The organism is Psychrobacter sp. PSP (assembly GCF_024085615.1).
Lineage (GTDB): Bacteria > Pseudomonadota > Gammaproteobacteria > Pseudomonadales > Moraxellaceae > Psychrobacter > Psychrobacter pacificensis.
Genome location: NZ_JABLTF010000020.1, coordinates 215,659 through 239,233, shown reverse-complemented (window position 1 = coordinate 239,233; position 23,575 = coordinate 215,659). Strand labels below are relative to the sequence as shown.

Below are 23,575 nucleotides of genomic sequence, written 5' to 3'. Positions count from 1 at the left end.
CCTATTGCTTGTTCGTCGGTTGATTGTTGTCAGTGGTTTCTTTTGCTAAGCTGTCTGTTGATGAGCCTTCTGTTGCCGCGTCTTCTTTTGGCAAATACTTCTCAAGAGCTTCGGCACGGTGCGCCTCATCAGCCAATGGGAAGCCTAACTTGGCACGAGCTTCGACATAACCAAACGCAACCTTACGCGCAAGCGTACGTACACGCAGAATAAAGCGTTGACGCTCAGTGACCGAAATCGCACCGCGGGCATCAAGCAAGTTAAACGCATGAGAGGCTTTTAATACCATCTCATAGGCTGGCAATGGCAGGCCTGCTTCAACCAACTTATCTGCTTGCTGCTCATAAAAATCAAACATCTCACCCATCATTGGCACATCAGCGTGCTCAAAGTTGTAGGTCGATTGCTCAACTTCGTTTTGATGGAACACATCGCCATAGGTGACGCGGCCAAACTCGCCATCTGCCCAGACTAAGTCATAGACGCTATCAACGCCCTGCACATACATCGCCAAGCGCTCAAGACCGTAAGTGATCTCGCCAGTGACTGGGAAGCACTCAATACCGCCGACTTGCTGGAAATAGGTAAACTGGGTCACTTCCATACCGTTAAGCCAAATCTCCCAGCCAAGTCCCCACGCGCCAAGCGTTGGTGATTCCCAGTTGTCTTCCACAAAACGTACATCATGCACCAATGGATCGATACCAATAGCGCGTAGCGAGTCCAGATATAGCTCTTGAATGTTAGGTGGGTTCGGCTTTAGTACGACTTGGAACTGATAGTAGTGTTGTAAACGGTTTGGATTGTCACCGTAGCGACCATCAGTCGGGCGACGCGATGGCTGTACATACGCAGCGTTCCAACGCTCAGGACCTAACGAGCGCAAAAACGTGGCGGTATGAAACGTGCCCGCGCCGACTTCCATATCGTAAGGTTGCAATACCACGCAGCCTTTGTCAGCCCAATAATTCTGTAAGGTTAGGATTAAGTCCTGAAAAGTCATCGGTTGAGGAGTTTGGTCTTGTGTCATCGGGGTTGTCGCTTCGGATGTCATAGTTTGGGTTTTCATAGTAAGTCACTGTGAAATGGGTATGATTAAATAAATCTCTGATAGTACTCATCACCTATTTGGCAACGACGCTATTTGCCTGCTCACCTTACTAAAAATTGACTATTTTATCCATATTTACGTTAACTAAATTTGCGTTGTCGATAAAAACACGCGACTATATCCCTGATTTACGACCGAACTAACATAAAAGAAGCCTGACCGGCGACTGATCTTGAAAACAAAAAAATACCCAAATGCGTGAGCATTCGGGCAGGAGGAAAATTGTATCTTGGGCATCCTGATGATTCAGGCTTTTTATTTTTGGAGACTGCTTGTTGGACAACTGCTTGTTGGACAACTGCTTGTGGTATAGATTTATTTCTTTTAACGGGTATTAATGCCTAAATATCAAGCTTGGTTACTGATAGGAATCGCTATTGGCTTTTGGCATGACTATCCATAATACGATATAGATCAAAATACCCGGTACAGCAGCGCTTAGCGACGAGACAATTACAAATAGTAATCTGACCCACGTAGGTGACCAGCCAACATATTCTGCAATACCGCCCATCACGCCCGCTATCATGCGATTATTTTGTGAGCGATGTAATTTTGCTAACTTAGCCAAACTAAATACCTCTCTGTTATCTATTTTTATAATGTATTTTTTATTTTTTTCTTGCTTTTTTAGTCTCAAGGCTACCTTGCCTTGCCAACTTATAAATAAGTATATCAATTCTTGAGAATTTATCTGTTGAAGGTATAGACGTACTTTGTGAGTTTATGATACGTAAGCTTGCCCTAACCTGTCATATCACCACGCAAGCCCCTGATTTTAAATAGTTATTTCAAAATGTTTCAGAATCTACTTTGTTGCTAAAACCTTGCTTTAGCTATTTACACAGTTCATTATTTTTTAAATGAATCAAAGAGATAAGTGGTGTTTTGATAGCGACTTAATAGTGGTAATGAATGCTCAAATCTTCAATTGTCAAAAAATCATCACTCGCTTTTTATTTTTAGATTCACACAAAAACCGCTGATGAAAAACATAATAATCTGCGTAAGAGTCAAATATAAGTCAGATTTACAATAACCTACCTGTAAATCCTCCAAAACCTTTATACCATGCTCATAAGTGACTCAGGTTTTAGAGAATTTATCCTTAAACCTGAAACAAATATAAGCCCAAAACAGAATAAGGATGGCTATGTACGACAACGGATTGATGATTGGACACTTTGAGCCCTTACATTTGGGGCAAATGCGCAGCATATTAGAAGCAGCAGGACAAGCAAATACCCTGCATATCGTCATTATGACGCATCCATCACCGCATCCAGATTTTACGATCACCTTACAAGACAAAGCGCGTTGGCTACAGATGGCCTGTGCGGATTTGCCATTTATTCATATTCATACTACTGATGAGATCGAGTTACCGCTTCATGAGCATCTTTATGATAGTAATGATAGTAGCGAAAATGTCAGGATCGATGTGGCGACTAGTAATGCCAAATTGCAGCGCTTGATAAAGGCATTAGCACTCCCTGCAGAGACAGCATTGTTTATGGCGGAGAACCATCCACTGACGCAGAGTGATGTACAAGAGCAACTTATCTTACAAGTGGTCACTACTACGCTACAGCCTGAGTTCGACTCGTACGCCATTGCTCGCGACCCAGTCGCCCATTGGTCAGCAATCCATCCAGAGGCACGCGCTAACTATACCAAGACCGTGGCTATCGTCGGCGGCGAAAGCTCTGGCAAGACAACACTGGTGCATAAGCTGGCTAATTATTACGGCGCCAGCTTTGCGCTGGAGATGGGCCGTCTGTATGTGGGCACAGATTTGGGCGGTAGCGAAGTTGGGCTACAGTACAGCGATTACGCCCCTATTTGCCTCGACCATGCGCAAGCGATACGCGATGCTAAAGCCAATGCAACGGCTCCGGTTACGATCGTTGATACGGATTTTGTGACCACGCAAGCGTTTTGTGAAGAGTACGAAGGTCGCACGCATCCTTTTGTCGCTGCTTGCGTTGATGAGTTTCGCTTAGACCACACCATCATGCTCGATAACAATACGCCATGGGTTGATGACGGCATGCGCTCTTTAGGTACGCCTGAAGCACGTGGACGGTTCGAGCAGCGCTTGCTAGACATTTTTGCTCGTCACGATATCGCGCCGTATATGATTGACCAGCCCGATTACGATGCTCGTTATCAGCAAGCACTGCAATTTATCGATCAGCATATCTATGGCAAAACATTATAAGAGGCATCAAAGAGTGCCCTATTTATCATCATTTATTCAGCTAGCGCGTTGCAGTTAACATTATGTTGTCGTTAGCACTATATTGAAATCAGTATCAATTTTAGAGGAAAAATTTATGCGTATTCAGCTGCTGGATAACATCACCGGAAAATGGTCGATGCAATGGATTATCGTTTGGTTTATTTGCGGGGTCATTGCTCTGTCCGCAGGTTTTTGGCTCACAACCGACCACACCACGCTTGATTGGTTTTATTTGGCTGTCTCATTTATTGGTCTGATTTGTGTGGTTTCGCTGTCATTTCGCAAAAACGTCATGGGCAATGGCTTTGGTATGGGCGCAACCGCAGGAGAAGTCATTGTACAGGCTACATCTGGCGCCGTGGGTCTGATGCTAGCGCCCCTATTTAACTTTTTTACCCATGTCTATGGCATTTTTTATTGGTCAAAGCACACCGACCCTGATGGCGACATGATCCCAAAATCAGCGAGCAAAGCGGTGTGGTTGATCACTGCCGCATTTATCATCATCGGTCTTGCCCTTTTCCCAACCGTCAATAATCTACTGGCGAGCTACGGTTATGCGGTCGTCGAGGATGATAATAGTCTGTTTTTGGGATTCATCTCTTTCTTTTGGATCAACGTCATTGCCTTTGTGCTGTCTATTACCGCGCAAGCTGCCATGATTCTGCGTTATTCCTTTAACTGGTGGTTATGGATCATCGTCAACTTTGTCTGGCTGATCGTCAATCTCATGTCTGGCAACTATATTTTTGCGATTCAGACGATGGTTTATCAGGTAAACGCCTTTGTCGGTCTCTATGAGTGGCATCGCAGCGAACGAGGTTAATAGCAACAACTGTAGAAAAAAGCGTTTGAGATATTGAGATAAGTCTTACCAATATCGCATTGGCAATACGAGCGAAATTGACTGTGCCGTCTAACAGATAACATGGTGGACACGCGCAATTAGTGCTACAACTGGTACTAATTGCACATGTTAATATTTAAATTGATAGCGCATGTCAGCGTCTTATTTCATTTACTAACAAGGAGGTTAGTATGTCTCGTCAACCCAAAATGTCCAAACGCACGCTTGAGCAGTGGCTCAGTGAGTATGCGGTCAGTCACCAAAACCTGATTAATAAGAAAATCCATTGGCTATGTGTGCCGACGATTTTTGTGAGTTTGTTGGGGATGGGAATGTCGCTGTCTGTATGGTTTACTCTCGTACTGAGCGCATTAGTCTTATTATTTTATATACGCTTATCGACGCCGCTATTTTTGGCAATGGGGCTGTTTATTCTGATTTGTCTGTCGGTTATGGCGGCTATGCCATGGGGATTCAAAGCGTGGACGGCAGTATTTGTTGTTGCTTGGATTGGTCAGTTTATTGGTCATAAAATCGAAGGCAAAAAACCCTCGTTTTTTGAAGATTTACAGTTTTTATTAATCGGTCCAGCATGGGTCGCCAACAGTTTGATGCAACGTAAATAATCATTAAATTGTCGCATCAGTTCTGCAAATATCCAATGTAGCTGTACTGTCTTTACCCTTTATTCATAAAAAAACGCCACCCGATGCTTGGGTGGCGTTTTTTACGTGCTCTGTAGTTTATTTAGCAAACTTCCTAAGCAAGGCCATAGGTTGTCTATTCTCAAACAACAACATTAAGCACCAAACACTTTCATACGCTCATCAAGTGGCTTGAATTCTTTGTCGCCTGCTGGCTGCTCAATCTTACCAAATACCATTTGCGCTTTTAGTTCCCAATCTGCATCGATGTTCCAAGTGCTCGCGACTTTCTGGTCGATTACTGGGTTATAGTGCTGCAAGTTCGCACCGACATCAATGCTTGCTAGCGCCGTCCAGATGACGTACTGATGCATCGCGTTGGTCTGAGTTGCCCAAATTGGGAAATTATCAGCATATAAAGGCGCCGCTTCTTGCATGCCTCTTACCACTGCTTTATCTTCAAAGAACAATACCGTACCAGCACCCGCTCTAAAGCCAGCAATTTTGTCTTTAGTAGATTTAAACGCTTCTTCGTCACCGACGATAACGCGTAAGGTCTCTTCAGTCATATCCCATAGTTTGTGATGATCATCGCCGAATAACACAACGACACGCGTTGATTGCGAGTTGAATGATGATGGCGTATGCAAGACAGCATGCTCAACTACTTTTACGACTTCATCGTTAGATACTGGCAACTGGTCGCTGAGTGCATAGATAGAACGGCGCTTTTCTGCTAATTGCTGTAAGTCTTTTAGTTCTGACATGGTACTTCTCCATATTGTTGTAGGAATGATTTGCTCTGGATTGATAGACCTTGTCAATCTTATGATCAACAAGTCGTTATAAAACAGTTTATTTATGTGGGCTATTATCGGAACAATTTACCTGAAACCCCATGTATTTTTTGTAAAAAAACTTAACGATGATGATTACCTTTGAAAAATAGGTTAATAAATTTTGCGTATTAGTGGTTAACCTTTGAAGCCTTTGGGTAGTTCTGGTGCCACCAGACGCTGCATATTAGAATCCACTTCACCAAAACGCTCATGACCATTGTTCCAATCAATGACCGATTGCTTGAGCTCCTCTTTGTTGTCAGCGACAAAATTCCACCACAGTAATACTTGGTTGCTTAGAGGCTCCCCACCAATAAACATCAAACGTGTGCCCTTGTTTGCTACCAGCGTTATCGTTGTATCGTTAGAAACGTCTGTACGATGAAAACGTAATAACTGATCTTTTTTATACACCTGACCTTCAGACTCTAGCGCACCGACAACCACCAAAATACCGTACTCAAAGCTCGCCTCCAAATTCAGCGTGACGTCTCCATCTTCTAAAAAATGTACATCGATACCAACCAGCTTTGAGTACTGCAACGTTGGCGCTTGATGGTGCTCACCAGATACTGATTGATAACTGCCCGTGGTCAGAATCAGCTCGACGTTACCCTCAGTCCATGCTGGCAGCTCTGGGTAATGATGAAAACTGCGTTCAATCTGCTGGTCAGTGGGTAAAGCTATCCATAGCTGTATCATATTGATGTGGCGATGAGCAGCGCTTGAGTCAGTTTTGTGTTGATCACTCTGCTCTGCAAAGACGCTTTGCTCTGTATGGCTAATACCTTGATTCAATCCTGTACCAGCTGTCATGAGGTTGACTTGGTTTTTGGCAATGACTTGCGCGCTACCTAAGCTGTCTTTGTGTAAAATCTCACCATCAATCATCCAGCTAAAAGTTTGTAGATTGGTATGGGGGTGGCGACCAACTTGAACCCCTAAATCATCTTGAGCAAACTCAGCTGGCCCTGCGTGATCCAAAAAGCACCATGCGCCAATCGGTTGTTTGCCTTTATTGGGTAATAGCCGTGCGATAGGAACACCACCAACCTCCGTTGATCGTGGCTCTAGAGTTCTAATCGTCATGTGGCACCTCTTGATCTGTATGCGGTTAGTCGAGCGAGCGAACGATGCTACGGCGCTCATCCGTGATCTACATAGAAAGCGGCACTTCCATCACTAATACTGTTGCCGCCTCTTTCACTTCCATAGTGAAGTGCTTAGTATCCCAAACCCCAAGGCCGTCTCGAGTAGACAAAATGTTACCGTCTATCACGACTGTTCCTGCAATCACAAAAATATAAACACCATTATTAGGATTGTTTAGTTGGTAGGTCTGCGTCACGCCTTCATCAAACTCTCCTATACTGAACCAAGCATCTTGATGAATCCAAACCCCTGCATCATCTGCATTTGGTGATAGCACCTGATTGAATTCATTGGGCGTCATGATGGTTCCCATGTGCACTTGCTGATAGCGAGGAGCAACACTCATTTTATTTGGCATGACCCAGATCTGTAAAAATCTCACAGCTTCTTCACGACTGCCATTCATTTCACTATGAGTGATGCCTGTGCCCGCTGACATGACTTGGATCTCACCCGTCTCAATCATGCCCTCATTACCGATGCTATCGCCATGCGCAAGTTTGCCAGCTAGAGGAATGCTGATAATTTCCATATCAAGGTGTGAGTGCTTGCCGAACCCTTGACCACCAATGACAAAATCATCATTGATGACACGTAAAACACCAAAGCCCATACGCTCAGGATTATAGTAATTGGCAAAACTAAAGGTATGACGGCTTTTTAGCCAGCCGTGATTGGCATCGCCGCGTGAGTCTGCTGCATGATAGATCGTTTTCATTATTTATCCTTAACTGTCCATACGTTTATTATCTATATATTTGTTATTAATTCACGTGCTTGAACAATGTATCTATTATAATTGTTGACTATATAGAGATAAACAGACATAAGTGCAAATAACTATTCTTTTTATTAGAACAATAATGAGGCATCGATAATGGGACAGTTAGAAGACATGGCGATGTTTGTACGCATTGTCGAGGCAGGCAGCATCACTAAAGCCGCCGAACAATTAAATATTGCAAAGTCAGCCGTCAGCCGCCGCCTAAAAGACTTGGAGGCGCGCCTAGGCACTCAGTTGATCAGCCGTACGACGCGCCACTCTCACTTGACACAAGCAGGTGAGCAGTATTATCAGCAGGTCAACAGTATCTTAAACGCGGTTGATGCCTTGAACGAGACTACCAATGATACGCCAACGCGCATTGGGGGTACGCTAAAGATGACCGCGCCATTATCGTTTGGTCTTATGCATCTGACTGATGTGATTGATGAATACGCCAATCAGCACCCAAACCTGAAGTTTGAATTGGATTTTTCTGATCGGCATGTTGATCTGATTGAAGAAGGATATGAGCTGGCTATTCGAATCAGAGAGCTACGAGATTCTAGTTATCAAGCAAAGCCGCTGGCACGGATTCGTTGCGTCATCTGCGCCAGCCCTAGTTACTTAAAAAAAATGGGCACACCTGATACATTAGAAGATTTGGAGGAGCATGAGTTTTTGCAATACAGTCTTGGTCAAACAAACAATATAGAGCTGATTGACGCCCAAGGAAAAAAACATTATCACGCGATGAACGCCAAAATTAAAGCCACCAATGGTGAGTTTTTAACGGATTTGGCAGTAAAAGGACATGGCATTACCGTCATTCCAACTTTCATCGCTTATAAAAAGCTGGCGCGTGGCGAGCTTGTACCGATTTTGCAGCAGTATCAATTGCCAATACTAAACGCTTATGCCGTCTATCCAAAAAATCGGTTTTTATCGCAGCGTTGTCGTTATTTGATTGACTTCATTGCTGAGCGCTTTGGTGATCATCCGTATTGGGATGATTTTTGATAAGATTTGATTAAGCAAGGCTAATCTTTTACAAAGTATAGCGTTGCAGCTACTCTAAGAAGCGATCTACTATCAATAATTTCACGTTACTCAGTAATAGATGAGATTTCACCAATCAGCTTCTTAGTCTTATATCTTGCTTCTGCTAATGCCATCTTGTCTTGTGCCACAACGGTCAATACACATGGTTTGCCGATATAGTCTGTTTTGACAAATAGCATATTGCCAGACGTGGCTTCAACGATTGTGATATCGCACTTACCTTGTTTCATCTGGGCAGCTGATGAGTCGCTGAGCGCTGATAGCGTACTGCTCATCGCCGCAAACTTGTCAGATTGGTTGCTCAACTCTTTGATCGAGAAGCAGCTAATAGGAAAACCATCTGTGGTGCATAAGCTGACCAATACGATTTCTCTATTGGCCTCACACAACGCTTTCATGTGACCCAAAAGTGCTATTTTTGCAGGTGATTTTTCGTTTTGTGTAGTCATATCTAACATCAACCTTGATTGTTCAGGGTATTAAATAATGATAATAGAGACACAGCGGACTCTTTGTTTCTTGGATCTACATTGATCACAGGCGCGACTATATCGTGTTCCATCAGCATGACTCTGATCTCTTGTCCGAGCACAGCCACGCTTTGTTTATCGGCATCTTCGCAGTGAGTAATACCAACGATACAGGTCGTCTGCTTTTTTGCTGGTGCAAAAAAGTGTAGCAGTTTATCTAAATTTGCATAATCAGGCGTCTCGCCATGCTTGATTAAGATGAGCAAACCCCACAAAGAGTGGTTGACAAATTCCCACAAAAAAGAAAAACGCTCTTGACCTGGAACTCCATAGATACCTAGTGCCATATCATCAGATAAAGTAATTCTGCCATAATCAATACCGACAGTCGTGTACTCTTTACCAATATCGATACTCGATCTTGCCTCTGTTTCAAAAGGGCTGATTTCACTCAACGTCTTAACCATTCGAGTTTTTCCAGCACCTACTTCACCAATGATAGCTAACTTCTGATAATTCAATTTTTTACCTCATTCCTAAGAATTTCTTGATCGCGCCATAAAACTTATTAGGCTTTTTTTCATTAACCTTTGGCTCGTCTAACGGCTGTGTCTCTGTCACGCTCAGTATACCTGATTGATCAAACCCATTGATTATTTCTGTGACTTGAGGAGACGAACCAAACTCACCACTAGCGACCAATGTATCAAACGGATAAGGTTTTTTTGTCAGTTTGACACATAAATCCATAATCATTTGAGGATTACTGACATGATTTAGGTCAGGCCAAGCCAATAATTTAAGACTTTTACCTTTATAATCCTTTTGGGAGGCGGTATTAGACTTGTGTATATCAAAAAATGGCTGAATACGTTTTGTTTGCTGCTCATCGAAACTGTTTAAGACAACGCTATTTTTTTCAATAAAATCATCAAAAAAAGCGCCTTGATCCACAAAATCGAACACGCTGATGCCCCAATTACGAAAGCTACGTTCAGTTACACTTTTATTCAGAAAAACCCAGATATTTTCATGCCTAGTATCAGATGATATCTTAGCCATCAGTCTATCTACTTCAATATCAGGACCTTCCAGCACCTGAAGATACTGCCCTTCACGATAGGATATGATGCCTGTGATGTGTGACTGTGGATTATGCTTACTAGAGACGCTAATGATGTCTGATAACCCACTAGGCATACGAATACTGCGATCTTTAAGAGGCACTCTGCTGACGTATGCAATACATTTCATTTTGCCACCATTTGATAGAACATCTAAAACTTAATTAAGTTCTTATAATTATATATAAATTAATAATTCGTTATATACATACTGTATATAACGAATTTGACCTTATTGTGTATCCTAGGTAATACATCAGATGTAATAAGGCAGAATCAATAAACTATAGTAGAACCTCAATAAAATTGATACAGCATAGGAAACCCGCTCGATTAAACGCTACTTTTCTTGCTTGCTGTGACTGCGTCTCCAGAGGCTGCGAAAAATAGCGTTTAATCTTGCTATACCATTTTATAATGGTTTCACTATAGTGACTGGCTCAATTGATTTTGGCCAAATTATATTTCTAGTTTGCTTTCGATTGACTGTACTTTACGGCGTGCCAATGCAAGGTTCGCTTTTGATTTATCAAGTACTAAGTAGATAAATAAATCTTCATGACTGGCTGTCGGACGAATGATGTGTAGCTGAGACTCTAGTGTGATCAACATATCTTCGATTTCACCTTTGATGTCGAGTGATTTCATCGTTGCTACTTTTGCCTTTACAACTTGTGAGTTACCGGCAGCAGCTAGCTCAAGATCGACACCGCCACCAATCGTGCCTAACACCATACCTGACATATAATCCACAATGCAGGCACCCATCGCACCATCAAGATCCATTAACTCTTGTAAAGACTCATTGATATTTGACATACTTTTTCCTATTTTTTTGTGTTGAGATAATTCTCGATTAGAGACACTTGCACAATCGAGCAATATCAAATTATGTTAAGCTGAATTGACTATATAAACATTAGTATAACTTAAATATGCTTACTTACACTTAAGGAATTATGATAATTGAATACGAATAATTAAATGTATTTTTAGGTACAGGAACTATAGCGTAATCGTAAACAAATTTCCGTAGTGACTGTTATTATATTCTATATACGGGGTCAGATCACGTTTCTACTCGACCATTCAAGGAGAAATAACGACCACTGGGTAGGAAAAATCATACTAATTAATAATGATTATATTTTAGAGCCTAGAAACTACTTTTTTGACGTTAAATGGTAATCACCCCAAAAAATAATAACACTTAAAAGTAGAAACTAACTGCTAAAATACCAGCAGGAGTTTTGATATGAGCAAACGAATGACTGAGACCCAAATCGTATCGATATTAAAAGAAGCAGACGCTGGGATACCTGCTAAAAAGCTGTGCCGTAAATACGGGGTAGCTAGCTCGACTTTTATAATGAGGAACGTTAAGAAACAGTCTGGGAGACTGTTTTAGTGACGCAAGACGAAGCGATAGCGAAGTTAGATCCAAGTATGGCGGTATGGAAGCCTCTGATGTCAAACGACTAAAAGAGCTTGAAGAAGAAAACCGTAGGCTTAAACAGATGTATGCTGATTTAAGCCTTAAAGCGCAAATGCAGAAAGAGATCATAAAAAAGCTATAGCGCCTGTACCCGAGCGCAAAGTCTGGGCGCAAGAATTACAGGCGCAGTATGATGTCAGCATTGCAGTGAGTTGTCAGGTTGTCTGCATGAGTCGAACTGCTTACTACTATAAGCCTAAGCTATCTGATGATAGTGAGATTATTGATGTCTTAAATAAGCTTACTGACAAGCACAATCGTTGGGGTTTCCCAAAGTGCTTTAAACGCATACGTAAGCTTGGCTATCAATGGAATCATAAGCGAGTACACCGTGTTTATACCGCGTTAAACTTAAACCTACGCCGTAAGTCTAAAAGACGGCTACCAACACGTCATCCTCAGCCGTTAAGTGTGCCAAACGTATTGGGTCATACATGGTCAATGGACTTTATGAGCGACAGACTACACAACAATATTCGCTTTCGAACCTTTAATGTGATTGATGATTACAACCGTGAAGTATTAGGCATTGATATTGGTACCAGTATGCCTTCACTCCGAGTAATTCGTTACCTTGACCAGCTAGCCGAGTGGTATGGCTATCCTAAGCAAATTCGTGTGGATAACGGCAGTGAGTTTACATCTAGCGTATTCACTGATTGGGCATCAGCTCATGGCATCTATATTGATTATATCGAGCCTGGCTGTCCTTATCAGAATGCTTATATTGAACGGTTTAATCGCAGTTACCGCAATGAGGTTTTAGACTGTTATTTATTCAATGATTTAATGGAGTTACTCAACTGACTGAAGACTGGATCAAGGTTTATAACACCGAAAGACCCCATGATTCACTTAATGATATGACACCTACCGAGTACAGGCAGGTGGCTTAATTATTCTACGATGATGTTGTGTTAAGAATGGGGTATTTACAAAAGTACTCAAGTATTTAAGTTGATACGTCTAGTGCATAGCACCCATGACAGCTATTGCTATATTCTCTTCTTTCCATAGAGCGTCGATCTGTTCTTTGTCTTCGGTTATTTATCTAAAAAGTAGCGCTAAGTCGGATTTTACGCATAAAAAAAAGCCTCACTATAAAGTGAGGCTTTTTGTGCTTTTTCAAGCCATATTTGGAGCGGGAAAAGAGATTCGAACTCTCGACCCCAACCTTGGCAAGGTTATGCTCTACCACTGAGCTATTCCCGCTTATTATCGAATCATCGTGTTGTTAACAACTACTCCGTCTCGATAGGCTGGCTATTTTAGCAAATATTCTGTGGGTGTCAACACCTTTTTTAAAAATTATGGCTGATATTTCCAGTCCAGACCTTCGTTTTTGAGAAAATACCACATAAGCAATTGATTTAAAAACGGAATTGCTTTTAGAAAAATATAAATTATTTCATATTAATAATAGCACTTTAAGGTTTATCCTCTGACATTGATACCTACTACTTCAGTTAAACCCTATCAGTCCACAGTTTACCTTACGTCAAGTTTGTAAAAGATTATAAATTTTTTTGCTATCACTAAAAGCAAAACGTTACTTCATTATGAACAATGTCTATTTCACTTACAATCATACGCTCTATTGTTACTTTTACTATCTTGGTTTTACTTGGTTAACATTATTATACTTATTTACAATGATAGCTTGAACAGGCTTTTACTGTCTTAGTAGGTGATTGGGCGTCGATAAATAGCCATAAAAAATAGCGCCATTACTTGCTGCAACGAGATTTACTTTGTTTGATTTTTCTTTTTACCATTTATCGAGAGGATGCTTTTTATGAAAAAACTATTGACCACTGGTGTGATGGCGGCTTCATTGTCCGCGCTAACATTGACTGGTTGTACCAGTACGACCAATACTGGTGCCGTCGGCGTCGATCGTCAGCAGTTATTGTTGGTTTCTAGCGAGCAAGTACTGCAGTTATCTGCACAGAGCTATGCGAAAACACTGCAAGATGCAAGATCAAAAGGTGTATTAGATACCAATACCGCCCAATTAAATCGCTTGAAAAAAATTGCTAATCGTTTGGTTGGTCAAGTGGGTGTTTATCGTGCAGATGCAGCAAAATGGAAATGGGAAGTACACACGATCAAATCTGATCAGTTGAATGCTTTTGTTATGCCAGGTGGTAAGGTTATGTTTTACTCAGGCATTATTGACCGTCTGAACTTAACTGATGATGAGATTGCTGCGATCATGGGTCATGAAATCTCTCACGCATTACGTGAGCACTCACGTGAACGCATCTCACGCGAATACGCGACCCAAACAGGTATCGGTGTTGCTGCTAGTATCTTTGGTCTATCACAAGGTCAAGCGCAGCTAGCAAGCGTTGCTGGCGATCTAGGCTTGAGCCGTCCGCACAGTCGTACCCAAGAGAGCGAAGCCGATCAAATTGGTCTTGAGTTAATGGCGCGCGCAGGTTATAACCCGCAGGCCGCTATTACTTTATGGCGAAAAATGCAGCGTGCGAGCCAAGGCGAGCCGCCTCAATTCCTAAGCACTCACCCAACGAGCAGCAGCCGTATCGCGGAGCTACAATCATTGATGCCAAAAGTAATGCCACTGTATCAAAAGGCGCGTCGTTAACACGTGACTTAGCGTATTAAGCTACGACTCATGAAGTGCGCAAATACCAAAAAGCAAAGTACAGACTCTGAGCTGCGCTTTGCTTTTTTACTTTTATTATTTATGGTTGTCACAATTTAAGAGGTCTTAAAACGCGCGCTATACTGGTTTCTATGTCTGCTATAATGCCGATAGATATCATTTGCAGATTGCCTAATAGAATTGCGCAATATACATTGAAGGATTGTTATGAGCACTACACCTACCGCCGATGCACTTCATGCCAAGCTACAGGCTCTAGAGCCGCAGCACATTGAACTAATCAATGAGTCGATGGTCCATGCTGGCTATTTCGAAGGTAAAGAAAGCCACTTTAAGCTCACTATTGTCAGTGAGGCATTCGAGGGCAAGCGACTGGTCGGGCGTCATCAGCTAATATATGGATTGGTCACGCCTTTATTGACGTCACAAGGCGGTCAAGTACATGCCTTAGCCATTCATGCTTATACACCGACAGAGTGGCAAGGTCAAAGCCCTGACAGTCCATTATGCGCGGGTCAAAATAAATAGCTGACAATAAAATGTTTTAAATAAGCCCATATAATGCAGTTCTAGCAGGAGCAATATTCGATGAAACATCTACACATGCTGATGGCAGTACTGACCATTGTGCTGTTCTTATATCAGAGCTACTTAGTGCTCAGCGCAAATAGACGCGCGCCACGCGTGGTCAAAATCGCCACTCATATTATATATGCATTACTGATCGTATCAGGTGCGATCATGCTCATGCAACTGATGAGTGTTAATGCGCCTGTACAGTGGGTATTTGCCAAAATCATCTTACTTATCGCAGCGATTAGCTCAAGCATCAAAGCCTTTAATGCCCTTGCGACACCCACTCAGAGCAAAACAGGTATCCTAATTGCAGCTATCGCATATGTTGGCATTGTAATACTCGCCTTTGTCAAACCCGCCAACCTATTTTGATAAGGAATTGTCGTTGTAGCAGCGCTTTAATATTTTGAGTAAATATCGTATTGCTATCGCATAAGCAGGCGTATTGATAAGACCGTAAAATATTTAATCATTTATATTTTTTCAATATCTTAAACATGCTATTTTTGCTATCTTAAATAGATATAAATACAATTACTTAGCTTAATGGAGCCACTATGAAAACGTTTACCAAAGCGACACTACTGGCAACAGTTGGCGTTTTTGCGCTCTCAGGCTGTGCCTCTACGGGCAATGTCACGCCGCAATATGTGCCGCCCAGCACTTATCAAAACTATGATTGCCAAGCATTGAGCCAAGAATACAATCGCGTCAACCGTTATGTCGAAGCGGCGCGCAATGAGCAATCTACTTTTGCAGCGTCCGGCGTGGGCGTGGGGATTTCTGCAGGACGCTGGGGTATCTCTCCCAATATTAGCTTTGGGGTTGGCAAAAGCAATAATACCAAAGCGCGTGACGCAAAGTTATCGCGGCTCTATGGTGAGCGCGATGCGATTGTCCAATCTGCCCGTATTCAACGTTGTAGTTTTGCCAATGGCATCAAGATTTATGGTGAATAAGATTTAGCGATCTGCACTCTCGTTAAGATAGAATCGTGGCATAACAAAAAAGCCAATACGCGCTCAGCATATTGGCTTTTTTATGGCTATAACTTTGATGAGTCATAATCTAATCTGAGTAATACTACTTTACTAAGCCCTACACCTGCAGGCTTTGCACCCACTGGATGATTTGATTGCTTGGTAGTGCGCCTGACTGACGCGCGACTTCCTTACCATTTCTAAAAGCAACCATCGTCGGTAAGCTTCGGATATTATAAGGGGCTGCCGCTTGCTCGTATTTATCCGTCTGTACTTTGGCAAACACTACCTGCGGCAATTGACCAGCAGCCGTCTTGAACTCTGGCGCCATCATAATGCACGGCTGGCACCAGCTCGCCCAAAAATCTACGATGGTCAATACGTCGTTTTTTTGGATAACCTTATTGGCCGTTTGTGCATCAAGCTCATGCGGGCTTGCGGTCAATAATGATTGACTACATTTACCGCATTTCGGTGCAGCGCTTAGCCGTGCAGCCGGAACACGGTTGGTGGCCTGGCAATGCAGGCATACTAAATGAAAACTTTGCTCACTCATTATCTGTGTCCTATTTTAATTGTTCTGGAGTGTCTCGATCGGTTTGTATCAATAATTTTAGCATAGTCATTTATAGATAAGTGCCTACCCTACAGCGCGATGCGATATATCACATTTTTTAGTCATGACACGCTTTGATTTATTCACCAAGGACATTGATAGGTACTTTTAGATAGCGCGTACCGTTGTCCTCTGGCGCGGGAAGGTTCCCCGCATCAATATTCACTTGTACCGCTGGTATAATCAGACGCGGCATGTCCAAGGTCGCATCGCGGCGCTCACGCATTTGCACAAACTCTGCTTCGTTGATACTGTCTTTGACATGGATATTTTCTAATTTTTGGGCAGCAACGGTAGTCGTTGGGCAGTGCTGGCGACTCTCACGCGGATAGTCATGACACAAGTACATCACAGTATCTTCAGGGAGTGCGAGCAGTTTTTGAATAGAGCGATAAAGCGTCTTTGCGTCACCACCTGGGAAATCACAGCGAGCGGTACCCACGTCAGGCGCAAACAATGTATCGCCGACGAACACCACTGTTTTCTCATTATCAGCCGCCACATAAGCCATATCAGCACGAGTATGACCTGGCACATACATGGCTGTGATTGTAATACTGCCGAGCGCTAACGTCTGACCGTCGTCTGTCAAAATATCAAACTGACTGGCATCGGTGCGGAAACTGGTATCAAAGTTAAAGATTTGCTTAAATATTTTTTGTACTTCAGTGATGTGCTGACCGATGACCAATTGTCCACCAAGGCTTTCTTTGACGTGGATCGCCGCCGATAAATGATCCGCATGAGCGTGCGTCTCAATAATGTATTTCAGCGCCCAACCGCGCTCACGTACGAACTCAATGACCTCGTCAACGCTGCTTGTGCTCGTCCTACCTGATTTTGCATCAAAATTTAATACTGGATCAATCATGGCACATAGCTGCTGCTCGACATCAGCCAGTACATGTGTGTAGGTTTCTGTGTCTCTGTCTAAGAAAGAATGAACTTGCATGGCTGCCTCTTTGTCTATTTATGAGTGTTGTGGCAATGTGGTTTTTATATTCAATTAACGCTTAAGTATGATATTGAGTCGTATATAATGATTGCTTATCATTACGACTTATTTGTTATTACTAATATAGCAACTGCAATACATTTTATCAATTTATATAATGTAAATAATGATATCTTGCTATGTGGCGCAATATCATTGATAATCAACATATATTATTAAAAATAATATGGCAGTGACTGCCCTATTATATAAGGAGCTTATTCTGGCTACTTCTACTTCACCAATGAGTACATCTACTCACAGCGCTAACCATGATACCTCCTCTGATAGCGCCGACTTTTCATCTATTGATCTTGCCAAACAAATGCAACAAGCATCGATGCAGGCCAGCCAATTACTAAAGTCGCTCTCTCACCCTGATCGCCTACTTTTACTTTGTCAGTTGACACAAGGTGAGTACTGCGTCGGTGAGCTTGAGGGGTTGGTTGGTGTTGGACAGCCAAGCTTGTCGCAGCAACTGGGTATCTTGCGTAAGGATGAGCTGGTTGCCACTCGCCGTGAGGGCAAGCAAATTTACTATCGTATCGCAAGTGATGATGCTTTAGCCGTATTAGATCTGCTTTATCAGAGATTTTGTGCCAAAACCGAATAATGCCGTACTCGCCTGACTGTTTTATACTGCTTTCTATCTTGGTGATGTATTGATATGTCTTCTATCGCTGCACGTCTGATTCCTACTTGGCTGCGCCAATACCAGCTCACAGTATTACCGACTGATCTGGTCGCAGGACTGGTGGTGGGCGTACTGGTGATACCACAAAGCCTAGGTTATGCGGTACTTGCTGGTCTGCCGCCCGTGTATGGTCTGTATTCTGCGATCGTGCCTGTACTCGTCTATGCTTGGCTTGGTTCTAGCAACGTACAAGCTGTTGGGCCCGTCGCGATCACTGCCATCATGACGGCCAGTGGTCTACTGCCTTATGCTGAGCAAGGCACAGAGCAGTATGCCCTGATGGCGAGTTTATTGGCATTAATGGTAGGGGCATTGCTGTGGATTGCAGGGCGGCTAAAGCTTGGCTGGATTATGCAGTTTATCAGTCGCGGCGTCTCAGCAGGGTTTGTGAGCGGCGCGGCAGTGCTTATCTTTGTCAGTCAGCTGAAGTATCTGATGGCGATACCTATCGCTGGTAGCAGCTTGGTTGGCTATTTATCTACCATGCAGCGCTATGCCAGTCAGGTGCATCCGCTGACCTTAGTGATTGGTATTATCGCGTTTGTACTTTTGGTCGCTAACCGCTATGCGAGTCAATGGGTATGGCGAACGTGGCTGTCATCATCGTATGCCAAATGGGCCGAACGTTTATTTCCATTGGTTTTACTGGGTATTGCTATCGTTCTAAGTATGCTATTGCACTGGAATTCGTTAGGGGTTGCGACCATTGGTAGTATTCCACAAGGTTTACCCAGCTTTACACTACCGCATATGACCGACCTACAAGAAGCGCTCAAACTCTTGCCGACCGCAGGATTGATGGCACTAATTGTTTTTGTCTCTAGCAGTTCCGTTGCCAGTACTTACGCACGCTTGCGCGGTGAGAGCTTCGATGCCAACCATGAGCTGACGGGTCTTGGTCTTGCCAATCTATCTGGCGGACTGTTCCAGAGCTTTGCGGTCGCAGGTGGCTTTTCACGCACGGCGATCAATGCAGATTCTGGAGCAAACACACCCCTTGCCAGCCTTGTGACGGTGCTGGTAATGATTGCCGCGCTGATTGCCTTTAGTAATGCACTTGCACCCTTGCCTTATGCGTTACTAGGTGCAACCATCATGGCCTCTATCATTGGTCTGATAGATATTGCGACTTTAAAGTCTGCTTGGCAACGCGATCGCTTGGATGGAGCTAGCTTTTTGGCAGCGTTCGTCGGTGTGCTCATATTTGGGCTAAATACGGGTTTGGTTATTGGGCTAATGGTGTCATTCGCCAGTCTCATCTGGCAATCAAGTAAGCCACATGTCGCCATCGTGGGACAGCTGGGTGGTACCGGACACTTTCGCAATATCAATCGTCACGATGTGGTGACTTTTGACAATTTATTGATGCTGCGTATCGATGAGAGTCTGTTTTTTGGCAATAGTGAATCGGTACACCGCCGTATTCTAAATGCCATGCAGCAATATCCAGCAGCGCAGGAAATTATTTTGATCATGGCCGCGGTCAATCATATTGATCTGACAGCACAAGAGATGCTCAGTACCTTAAATAAAGAGCTTGCGCTGCAAAACAAGCGCTTACATTTTAGTTTTATTAAGGGCCCTGTCATGGATATCATCGGGCAGACACCGCTCATCAGCGAGCTGTCAGGGCAGGTATATCTCAGTACGTTAGATGCCGTCGATGCCTTGAAGGATATTTAGCTGCGTCATTATTTTTGTACCGCGCTTTTAATCGCTACTGTCGTCTATCGTACAATATCGCTATGATAGAGCCTGTGTTATGCTAGATTGACTGAACATAGGCTAATGGTACATAAACACATATCACCCGTCGTTTCAGTCTCAACAATGCATGACCTTATTTTTATCATCTCTGCCACGAGCTCAATAATAAATATATATTAATAACGATAACTGAAGCTATTTATGACCGATAACCTAAATGACCTAACGATTTATAAGCAAATTTATCCAAGCCAATGTATCAAAATTGCCGAGCTTGGCTATCGCTCAGTACTCAATATACGTCCAGACGCTGAGATCGAAACACAGCCTAACAGCTGTGATTTGGCAACTGCTACAAAAGAAGCAAACTTAACCTATCATCATCTACCATTCGATGATGAGCGCTTGAGTATGCTGACCGTAGAGCAGTTTGCTGAGTTTTATCATGCGATGCCAAAGCCCATATTGATGTTTTGCGGTACGGGCGCACGCGCCAAACTGCTGTATCAAAGCGCATTGATGCAGGGCTTGCTATAGTCATATTACTCGCTTTGGCTCAATCATAAATGTATTTTACACCACCAACTCAACCAATAAAAAAGGAGCTCCTATGAGCCATGAAGTTAGCTTTACCGGACAGATCACCCCTGACCAAGTGCCTATGATTGCCGAAAATGGCTTTAAAACCATTATCAACAACCGTCCTGACGGTGAAGAACCAAATCAGCCAACCAGTGCAGAGATTGAAGCTGCTGCTAAAGAAGCAGGACTTGCTTATAAAGAGATTTCATTCTCAGGTAATGGCTTGACGCAGCAGCATGTCGAAGCATTTGCAGATTTCTTTAACCAAGCTGAGCAGCCAATGCTCATCTTTTGCCGTACGGGTAACCGCTCAAACGGTATCTATGAAGCCGCCAAGCAAATGGATTTGTTAGACGACTAGCCTATTATTAAGCTAATAAAACTTGCTAACGCTAAAAATAAAAATGCCCATCCAGATTTTGGATGGGCATTTTTTGGGATATCATTTGAATGATAGAGATATCACGCAAGTTATAGACTGGTTAATTTTTGACATTGAGTACACAATCAAAAGTCACTGTGATCGTTGAATAGGATTTAAAAATGCAAAAACCACTACTGATCATCGGCAATAAAAACTACTCCTCTTGGTCGCTACGGGCATGGTTACTCTTAAAAGCGTTCAATGTTGACTTTGACGAGCAGCTGATTGAATTGTTTGATCCCTCAGCACGCCCAATACTTGAGGCGCATTCACCAACAGGAAAAGTCCCTGTATTGGTCTACGGTGAAGGCAATGAAAAAGTCACTGTTTGGGATACGTTAGCCATTGCGATACATATTGATGAGTACTTTACGGATATCAATATTTGGACAGGCATCAATAAGCCTGACACTAACGCTCAAACTGACCATCAAAATAGAATCAACAGCGCCTATTGCCAAAGCATCATTGCTGAGATGCATTCAGGATTATCAGGTATTCGTAATGAGATGCCGATGAATATCAGAGCAACTGCTAAAATACAACCGAGCAGTGCGTGCTTATCTGATATTGCTCGTATTGAGGCTATCTTTGCCGATTGCTTAAAAGGACGTTCGACGAACAGTTATTTGTTTGGACATTTCACAGCAGCTGATGTCTTTTTTGCCCCAGTGGTGTTGCGATTACAGACATATGCCAACGCCTCTGGTTTAACACTACAACCAACAACCCAGCAGTATTGCCAGGCCATGCTGAACAACCCGCATATCAAGGCTTGGATTCAAGCAGCACTGCAAGAGACACGGATGATCGAAGAAGATGAAGCGGGTGAGGTTGTCTCGTTATCGGGTATATTGTCGGCTAAATAACACTTTCCACAAAAAAACCACTTTAGCTTGGCTAAAGTGGTTTTTTATTTGATAAGACTTCAAGCATAACGTTTTACTGTTTTTGCTCTAATGCCTCTTTTACTGCTTTTTTGCCCCATGCACTCAGATCGAGATCTAATTTCTCATACTCTTGCGCATCGAATAACGGCTCTTTGACGCCTGATTTTAATTGACGGGCAAAGTCGTCAAGTAAGCGCTTGGCACGTGGGAACAGCATAATCAAGGCCAATAAGTTGGCAAGTGCCAGTACGCCCATCAATGGATCGGCGAAGAAGAACACGGTGGTAGCTGCTGGAGCGACTGCGCCCAAGAACAAGATCGCAATCACCACAACACGCAACACCAAGGTTGCCGTTTTAGTATTCTTCTTAACCAAGAAGTTAATCGCATTTTCGCCCATGTAGTAGTTATACATGATCGAGCTTAATGCAAACAATAGTAGCGAGATGGTTAACACGTACTGTGACCAATCACCAAGCTGCGCGGTGAGCGCTTGCTGCGCGAGTACGATACCATCAACTTCGGCACCTGGCTGATAAACGCCGCTGAGCAAAATCATAAATGCCGTGGCACTACAGACAACGATGGTATCGATAAATACTGATAGTGACTGCGAGATACCTTGACTGACTGGATGCGTGGCATAAGCAGTGGCGGCAATGTTAGGCGCAGAACCCAAACCTGCCTCATTAGAGAACAGGCCGCGCTTCATGCCTTGCTCAATCGCCACACCGATACCGCCACCAACGACGGATTCAATACCAAATGCATTTTTGACAATCATTGCCATCAGTGCAGGCAGATCGGCGATATTCAACACGATGATAATTAGTGCCATCCCAATGTAAATCAACGCCATCACAGGAATCACAACGTCAGCGACTTTTGCAATACGCTGGATACCACCAAAGACGATAAATCCACCCGCAACCACCAGTACCGTACCTGATATCCAGCGATCAATCCCGAAACTCTCAAGCGCAGAACCTGCTACCGTATTACCTTGGAATGCGATAAATCCAATGGAAAAAGACAGTAGTAAAGCAATAGCATAAATGACAGCGAGCCAACGATAATCTTTACCTAAACCGTGTAAAATATAAGTTGCAGGGCCACCGCGAAAGTTACCATCAATGTCTCTGCGCTTGTAAAGCTGAGCCAAGCTACATTCAACAATACTGGTCATCATGCCGATGAGTGCCACAACCCACATCCAAAAAACTGCACCGGGACCACCTAAAGAGATTGCAACGGCAACACCAGCAATGTTACCACCGCCAACACGTCCGCCGATCGAAACAAGCAACGCCTGACGGGCAGAAATGCCGTCGTCTCCTACTTCGTCCGTCTTAAATACACGGAACATACGTTTAAAATATGTAAACTGAGCGAACCTGCCCACAATGGTAAATAATAAACCAAAAATAATTAACATAGGCACGAGTGCCCAGCCCCATGTTAGATCCCCGACTAGGGCAAAAAAAGATTCTATATATTCCATGCCTATTTTCCTTATAGTTCGTGACGCTATGATAGGTTTTATTGGGCTTATTATCGCATCTAAGACCCATATTTGTAACGAAAATGGCGCATTTGTAACGTAGATGATGACATTTTTCAAGAGAAATTGCTTTGTTCACTCATCAAAATGACTGGTTTTTAAACTTTAGGCGCTATTCTATAGAAAAATTCCTATAAAAACGCAAAAAAAAGCCACCTCAATTAAGGTGGCTT

The 23,575-nt window shown here is 43.1% G+C and carries 25 protein-coding genes, 1 tRNA gene and 1 pseudogene; 14 read left to right on the top strand and 13 right to left on the bottom strand.

The features are described from left to right. Position 1: 1 nt before the first annotated feature. Together glyQ and HL061_RS10895 are read right to left on the bottom strand one after the other, a co-directional pair. Positions 2 to 1,003, bottom strand: a complete 1,002-nt coding sequence (glyQ, locus tag HL061_RS10900; RefSeq protein ID WP_223333560.1) for a glycine--tRNA ligase subunit alpha — start codon at positions 1,001 to 1,003, stop codon at positions 2 to 4. A gap of 466 nt (positions 1,004 to 1,469) precedes the next feature. Beyond that, positions 1,470 to 1,682: a PspC domain-containing protein gene (locus tag HL061_RS10895; RefSeq protein WP_071003026.1), complete on the bottom strand. Its 213-nt coding sequence runs from the start codon at positions 1,680 to 1,682 to the stop codon at positions 1,470 to 1,472. Positions 1,683 to 2,264: 582 nt separating this feature from the next. Between HL061_RS10895 and nadR the strand changes: the two genes are divergently transcribed. The 3 genes from nadR to HL061_RS10880 all read left to right on the top strand — a co-directional run bounded on the left by nadR (position 2,265) and on the right by HL061_RS10880 (position 4,826). Continuing rightward, positions 2,265 to 3,332: a multifunctional transcriptional regulator/nicotinamide-nucleotide adenylyltransferase/ribosylnicotinamide kinase NadR gene (gene nadR / locus HL061_RS10890; protein ID WP_252962823.1), complete on the top strand. Its 1,068-nt coding sequence runs from the start codon at positions 2,265 to 2,267 to the stop codon at positions 3,330 to 3,332. A gap of 115 nt (positions 3,333 to 3,447) precedes the next feature. Continuing rightward, a complete protein-coding gene (gene pnuC, locus HL061_RS10885; protein ID WP_252962822.1) occupies positions 3,448 to 4,179 on the top strand; it encodes a nicotinamide riboside transporter PnuC in 732 nt (243 codons plus the stop codon). Between the two features lie 212 nt (positions 4,180 to 4,391). After that, on the top strand, positions 4,392 to 4,826 hold the full coding sequence (locus tag HL061_RS10880; RefSeq protein ID WP_252962821.1) for an Mpo1-like protein: 435 nt from the start codon (positions 4,392 to 4,394) through the stop codon (positions 4,824 to 4,826). A 173-nt stretch (positions 4,827 to 4,999) separates the two neighbouring features. On the opposite strand, the gene HL061_RS10875 is transcribed toward HL061_RS10880, so the two are convergent. From HL061_RS10875 to HL061_RS10865, 3 genes are all read right to left on the bottom strand, one after another. Next, on the bottom strand, positions 5,000 to 5,611 hold the full coding sequence (locus HL061_RS10875) for a nitroreductase family protein (RefSeq protein WP_252962820.1): 612 nt from the start codon (positions 5,609 to 5,611) through the stop codon (positions 5,000 to 5,002). A gap of 207 nt (positions 5,612 to 5,818) precedes the next feature. Next, on the bottom strand, positions 5,819 to 6,772 hold the full coding sequence (locus tag HL061_RS10870) for a pirin family protein (RefSeq protein WP_252962819.1): 954 nt from the start codon (positions 6,770 to 6,772) through the stop codon (positions 5,819 to 5,821). Positions 6,773 to 6,839: 67 nt separating this feature from the next. Next, entirely contained in the window at positions 6,840 to 7,553 is a 714-nt protein-coding gene (locus HL061_RS10865; RefSeq protein WP_252962818.1) for a pirin family protein, read from the bottom strand. A 159-nt stretch (positions 7,554 to 7,712) separates the two neighbouring features. Between HL061_RS10865 and HL061_RS10860 the strand changes: the two genes are divergently transcribed. Then, on the top strand, positions 7,713 to 8,618 hold the full coding sequence (locus HL061_RS10860) for a LysR family transcriptional regulator (protein WP_252962817.1): 906 nt from the start codon (positions 7,713 to 7,715) through the stop codon (positions 8,616 to 8,618). Between the two features lie 86 nt (positions 8,619 to 8,704). On the opposite strand, the gene HL061_RS10855 is transcribed toward HL061_RS10860, so the two are convergent. The 4 genes from HL061_RS10855 to HL061_RS10840 form a co-directional block, all read right to left on the bottom strand. Next, complete coding sequence (locus HL061_RS10855) at positions 8,705 to 9,109, bottom strand: hypothetical protein (RefSeq protein ID WP_143007412.1); 405 nt, start codon at positions 9,107 to 9,109, stop codon at positions 8,705 to 8,707. 8 nt (positions 9,110 to 9,117) lie between these two features. After that, complete coding sequence (locus tag HL061_RS10850) at positions 9,118 to 9,651, bottom strand: hypothetical protein (RefSeq protein WP_071003018.1); 534 nt, start codon at positions 9,649 to 9,651, stop codon at positions 9,118 to 9,120. A 4-nt stretch (positions 9,652 to 9,655) separates the two neighbouring features. Beyond that, on the bottom strand, positions 9,656 to 10,384 hold the full coding sequence (locus tag HL061_RS10845; protein WP_071003017.1) for a BLUF domain-containing protein: 729 nt from the start codon (positions 10,382 to 10,384) through the stop codon (positions 9,656 to 9,658). 329 nt (positions 10,385 to 10,713) lie between these two features. Beyond that, positions 10,714 to 11,073, bottom strand: a complete 360-nt coding sequence (locus HL061_RS10840) for a hypothetical protein (protein WP_071003016.1) — start codon at positions 11,071 to 11,073, stop codon at positions 10,714 to 10,716. A 436-nt stretch (positions 11,074 to 11,509) separates the two neighbouring features. On the opposite strand from HL061_RS10840, the pseudogene HL061_RS10835 reads away from it, so the two are divergent. Further along, positions 11,510 to 12,645, top strand: a pseudogene (locus HL061_RS10835) (IS3 family transposase). A 241-nt stretch (positions 12,646 to 12,886) separates the two neighbouring features. Here HL061_RS10835 and HL061_RS10830 read toward each other — a convergent pair. After that, positions 12,887 to 12,961 (bottom strand) — tRNA-Gly (locus HL061_RS10830). A gap of 583 nt (positions 12,962 to 13,544) precedes the next feature. Between HL061_RS10830 and HL061_RS10825 the strand changes: the two genes are divergently transcribed. From HL061_RS10825 to HL061_RS10810, 4 genes are all read left to right on the top strand, one after another. Then, positions 13,545 to 14,357 carry a M48 family metallopeptidase gene (locus HL061_RS10825; protein WP_212564190.1) on the top strand — a complete coding sequence of 271 codons (813 nt, stop codon included), beginning with the start codon at positions 13,545 to 13,547 and terminating at the stop codon, positions 14,355 to 14,357. Between the two features lie 228 nt (positions 14,358 to 14,585). Continuing rightward, on the top strand, positions 14,586 to 14,906 hold the full coding sequence (locus HL061_RS10820; protein ID WP_212564189.1) for a BolA family protein: 321 nt from the start codon (positions 14,586 to 14,588) through the stop codon (positions 14,904 to 14,906). A gap of 60 nt (positions 14,907 to 14,966) precedes the next feature. Continuing rightward, the gene (locus tag HL061_RS10815; RefSeq protein ID WP_212564188.1) at positions 14,967 to 15,326 is read left to right on the top strand and encodes a SirB2 family protein; all 360 of its coding nucleotides are present in this window, start codon (positions 14,967 to 14,969) and stop codon (positions 15,324 to 15,326) included. A gap of 185 nt (positions 15,327 to 15,511) precedes the next feature. Beyond that, a complete protein-coding gene (locus tag HL061_RS10810) occupies positions 15,512 to 15,913 on the top strand; it encodes a hypothetical protein (protein WP_071003013.1) in 402 nt (133 codons plus the stop codon). Between the two features lie 139 nt (positions 15,914 to 16,052). On the opposite strand, the gene trxA is transcribed toward HL061_RS10810, so the two are convergent. Continuing rightward, a complete protein-coding gene (gene trxA, locus HL061_RS10805) occupies positions 16,053 to 16,490 on the bottom strand; it encodes a thioredoxin (protein ID WP_240365423.1) in 438 nt (145 codons plus the stop codon). A 139-nt stretch (positions 16,491 to 16,629) separates the two neighbouring features. Further along, complete coding sequence (locus HL061_RS10800; protein ID WP_240365424.1) at positions 16,630 to 17,502, bottom strand: MBL fold metallo-hydrolase; 873 nt, start codon at positions 17,500 to 17,502, stop codon at positions 16,630 to 16,632. A 229-nt stretch (positions 17,503 to 17,731) separates the two neighbouring features. On the opposite strand from HL061_RS10800, the gene HL061_RS10795 reads away from it, so the two are divergent. The 5 genes from HL061_RS10795 (at position 17,732) to HL061_RS10775 (ending at position 21,820) form a co-directional block, all read left to right on the top strand. After that, on the top strand, positions 17,732 to 18,157 hold the full coding sequence (locus HL061_RS10795) for a metalloregulator ArsR/SmtB family transcription factor (protein WP_252962816.1): 426 nt from the start codon (positions 17,732 to 17,734) through the stop codon (positions 18,155 to 18,157). Between the two features lie 54 nt (positions 18,158 to 18,211). Next, positions 18,212 to 19,921, top strand: coding sequence for a SulP family inorganic anion transporter (locus tag HL061_RS10790; RefSeq protein ID WP_071003010.1), 1,710 nt, complete (start codon positions 18,212 to 18,214; stop codon positions 19,919 to 19,921). Positions 19,922 to 20,146: 225 nt separating this feature from the next. Beyond that, positions 20,147 to 20,482, top strand: a complete 336-nt coding sequence (locus HL061_RS10785) for a sulfur transferase domain-containing protein (protein ID WP_071003009.1) — start codon at positions 20,147 to 20,149, stop codon at positions 20,480 to 20,482. 73 nt (positions 20,483 to 20,555) lie between these two features. Beyond that, entirely contained in the window at positions 20,556 to 20,888 is a 333-nt protein-coding gene (locus HL061_RS10780; protein ID WP_071003008.1) for a TIGR01244 family sulfur transferase, read from the top strand. A 182-nt stretch (positions 20,889 to 21,070) separates the two neighbouring features. Next, entirely contained in the window at positions 21,071 to 21,820 is a 750-nt protein-coding gene (locus HL061_RS10775; protein ID WP_071003007.1) for a glutathione S-transferase family protein, read from the top strand. A gap of 73 nt (positions 21,821 to 21,893) precedes the next feature. Here HL061_RS10775 and HL061_RS10770 read toward each other — a convergent pair whose 3' ends face one another. Beyond that, a complete protein-coding gene (locus HL061_RS10770) occupies positions 21,894 to 23,342 on the bottom strand; it encodes an alanine/glycine:cation symporter family protein (protein WP_071003006.1) in 1,449 nt (482 codons plus the stop codon). Positions 23,343 to 23,575 lie beyond the last annotated feature (233 nt).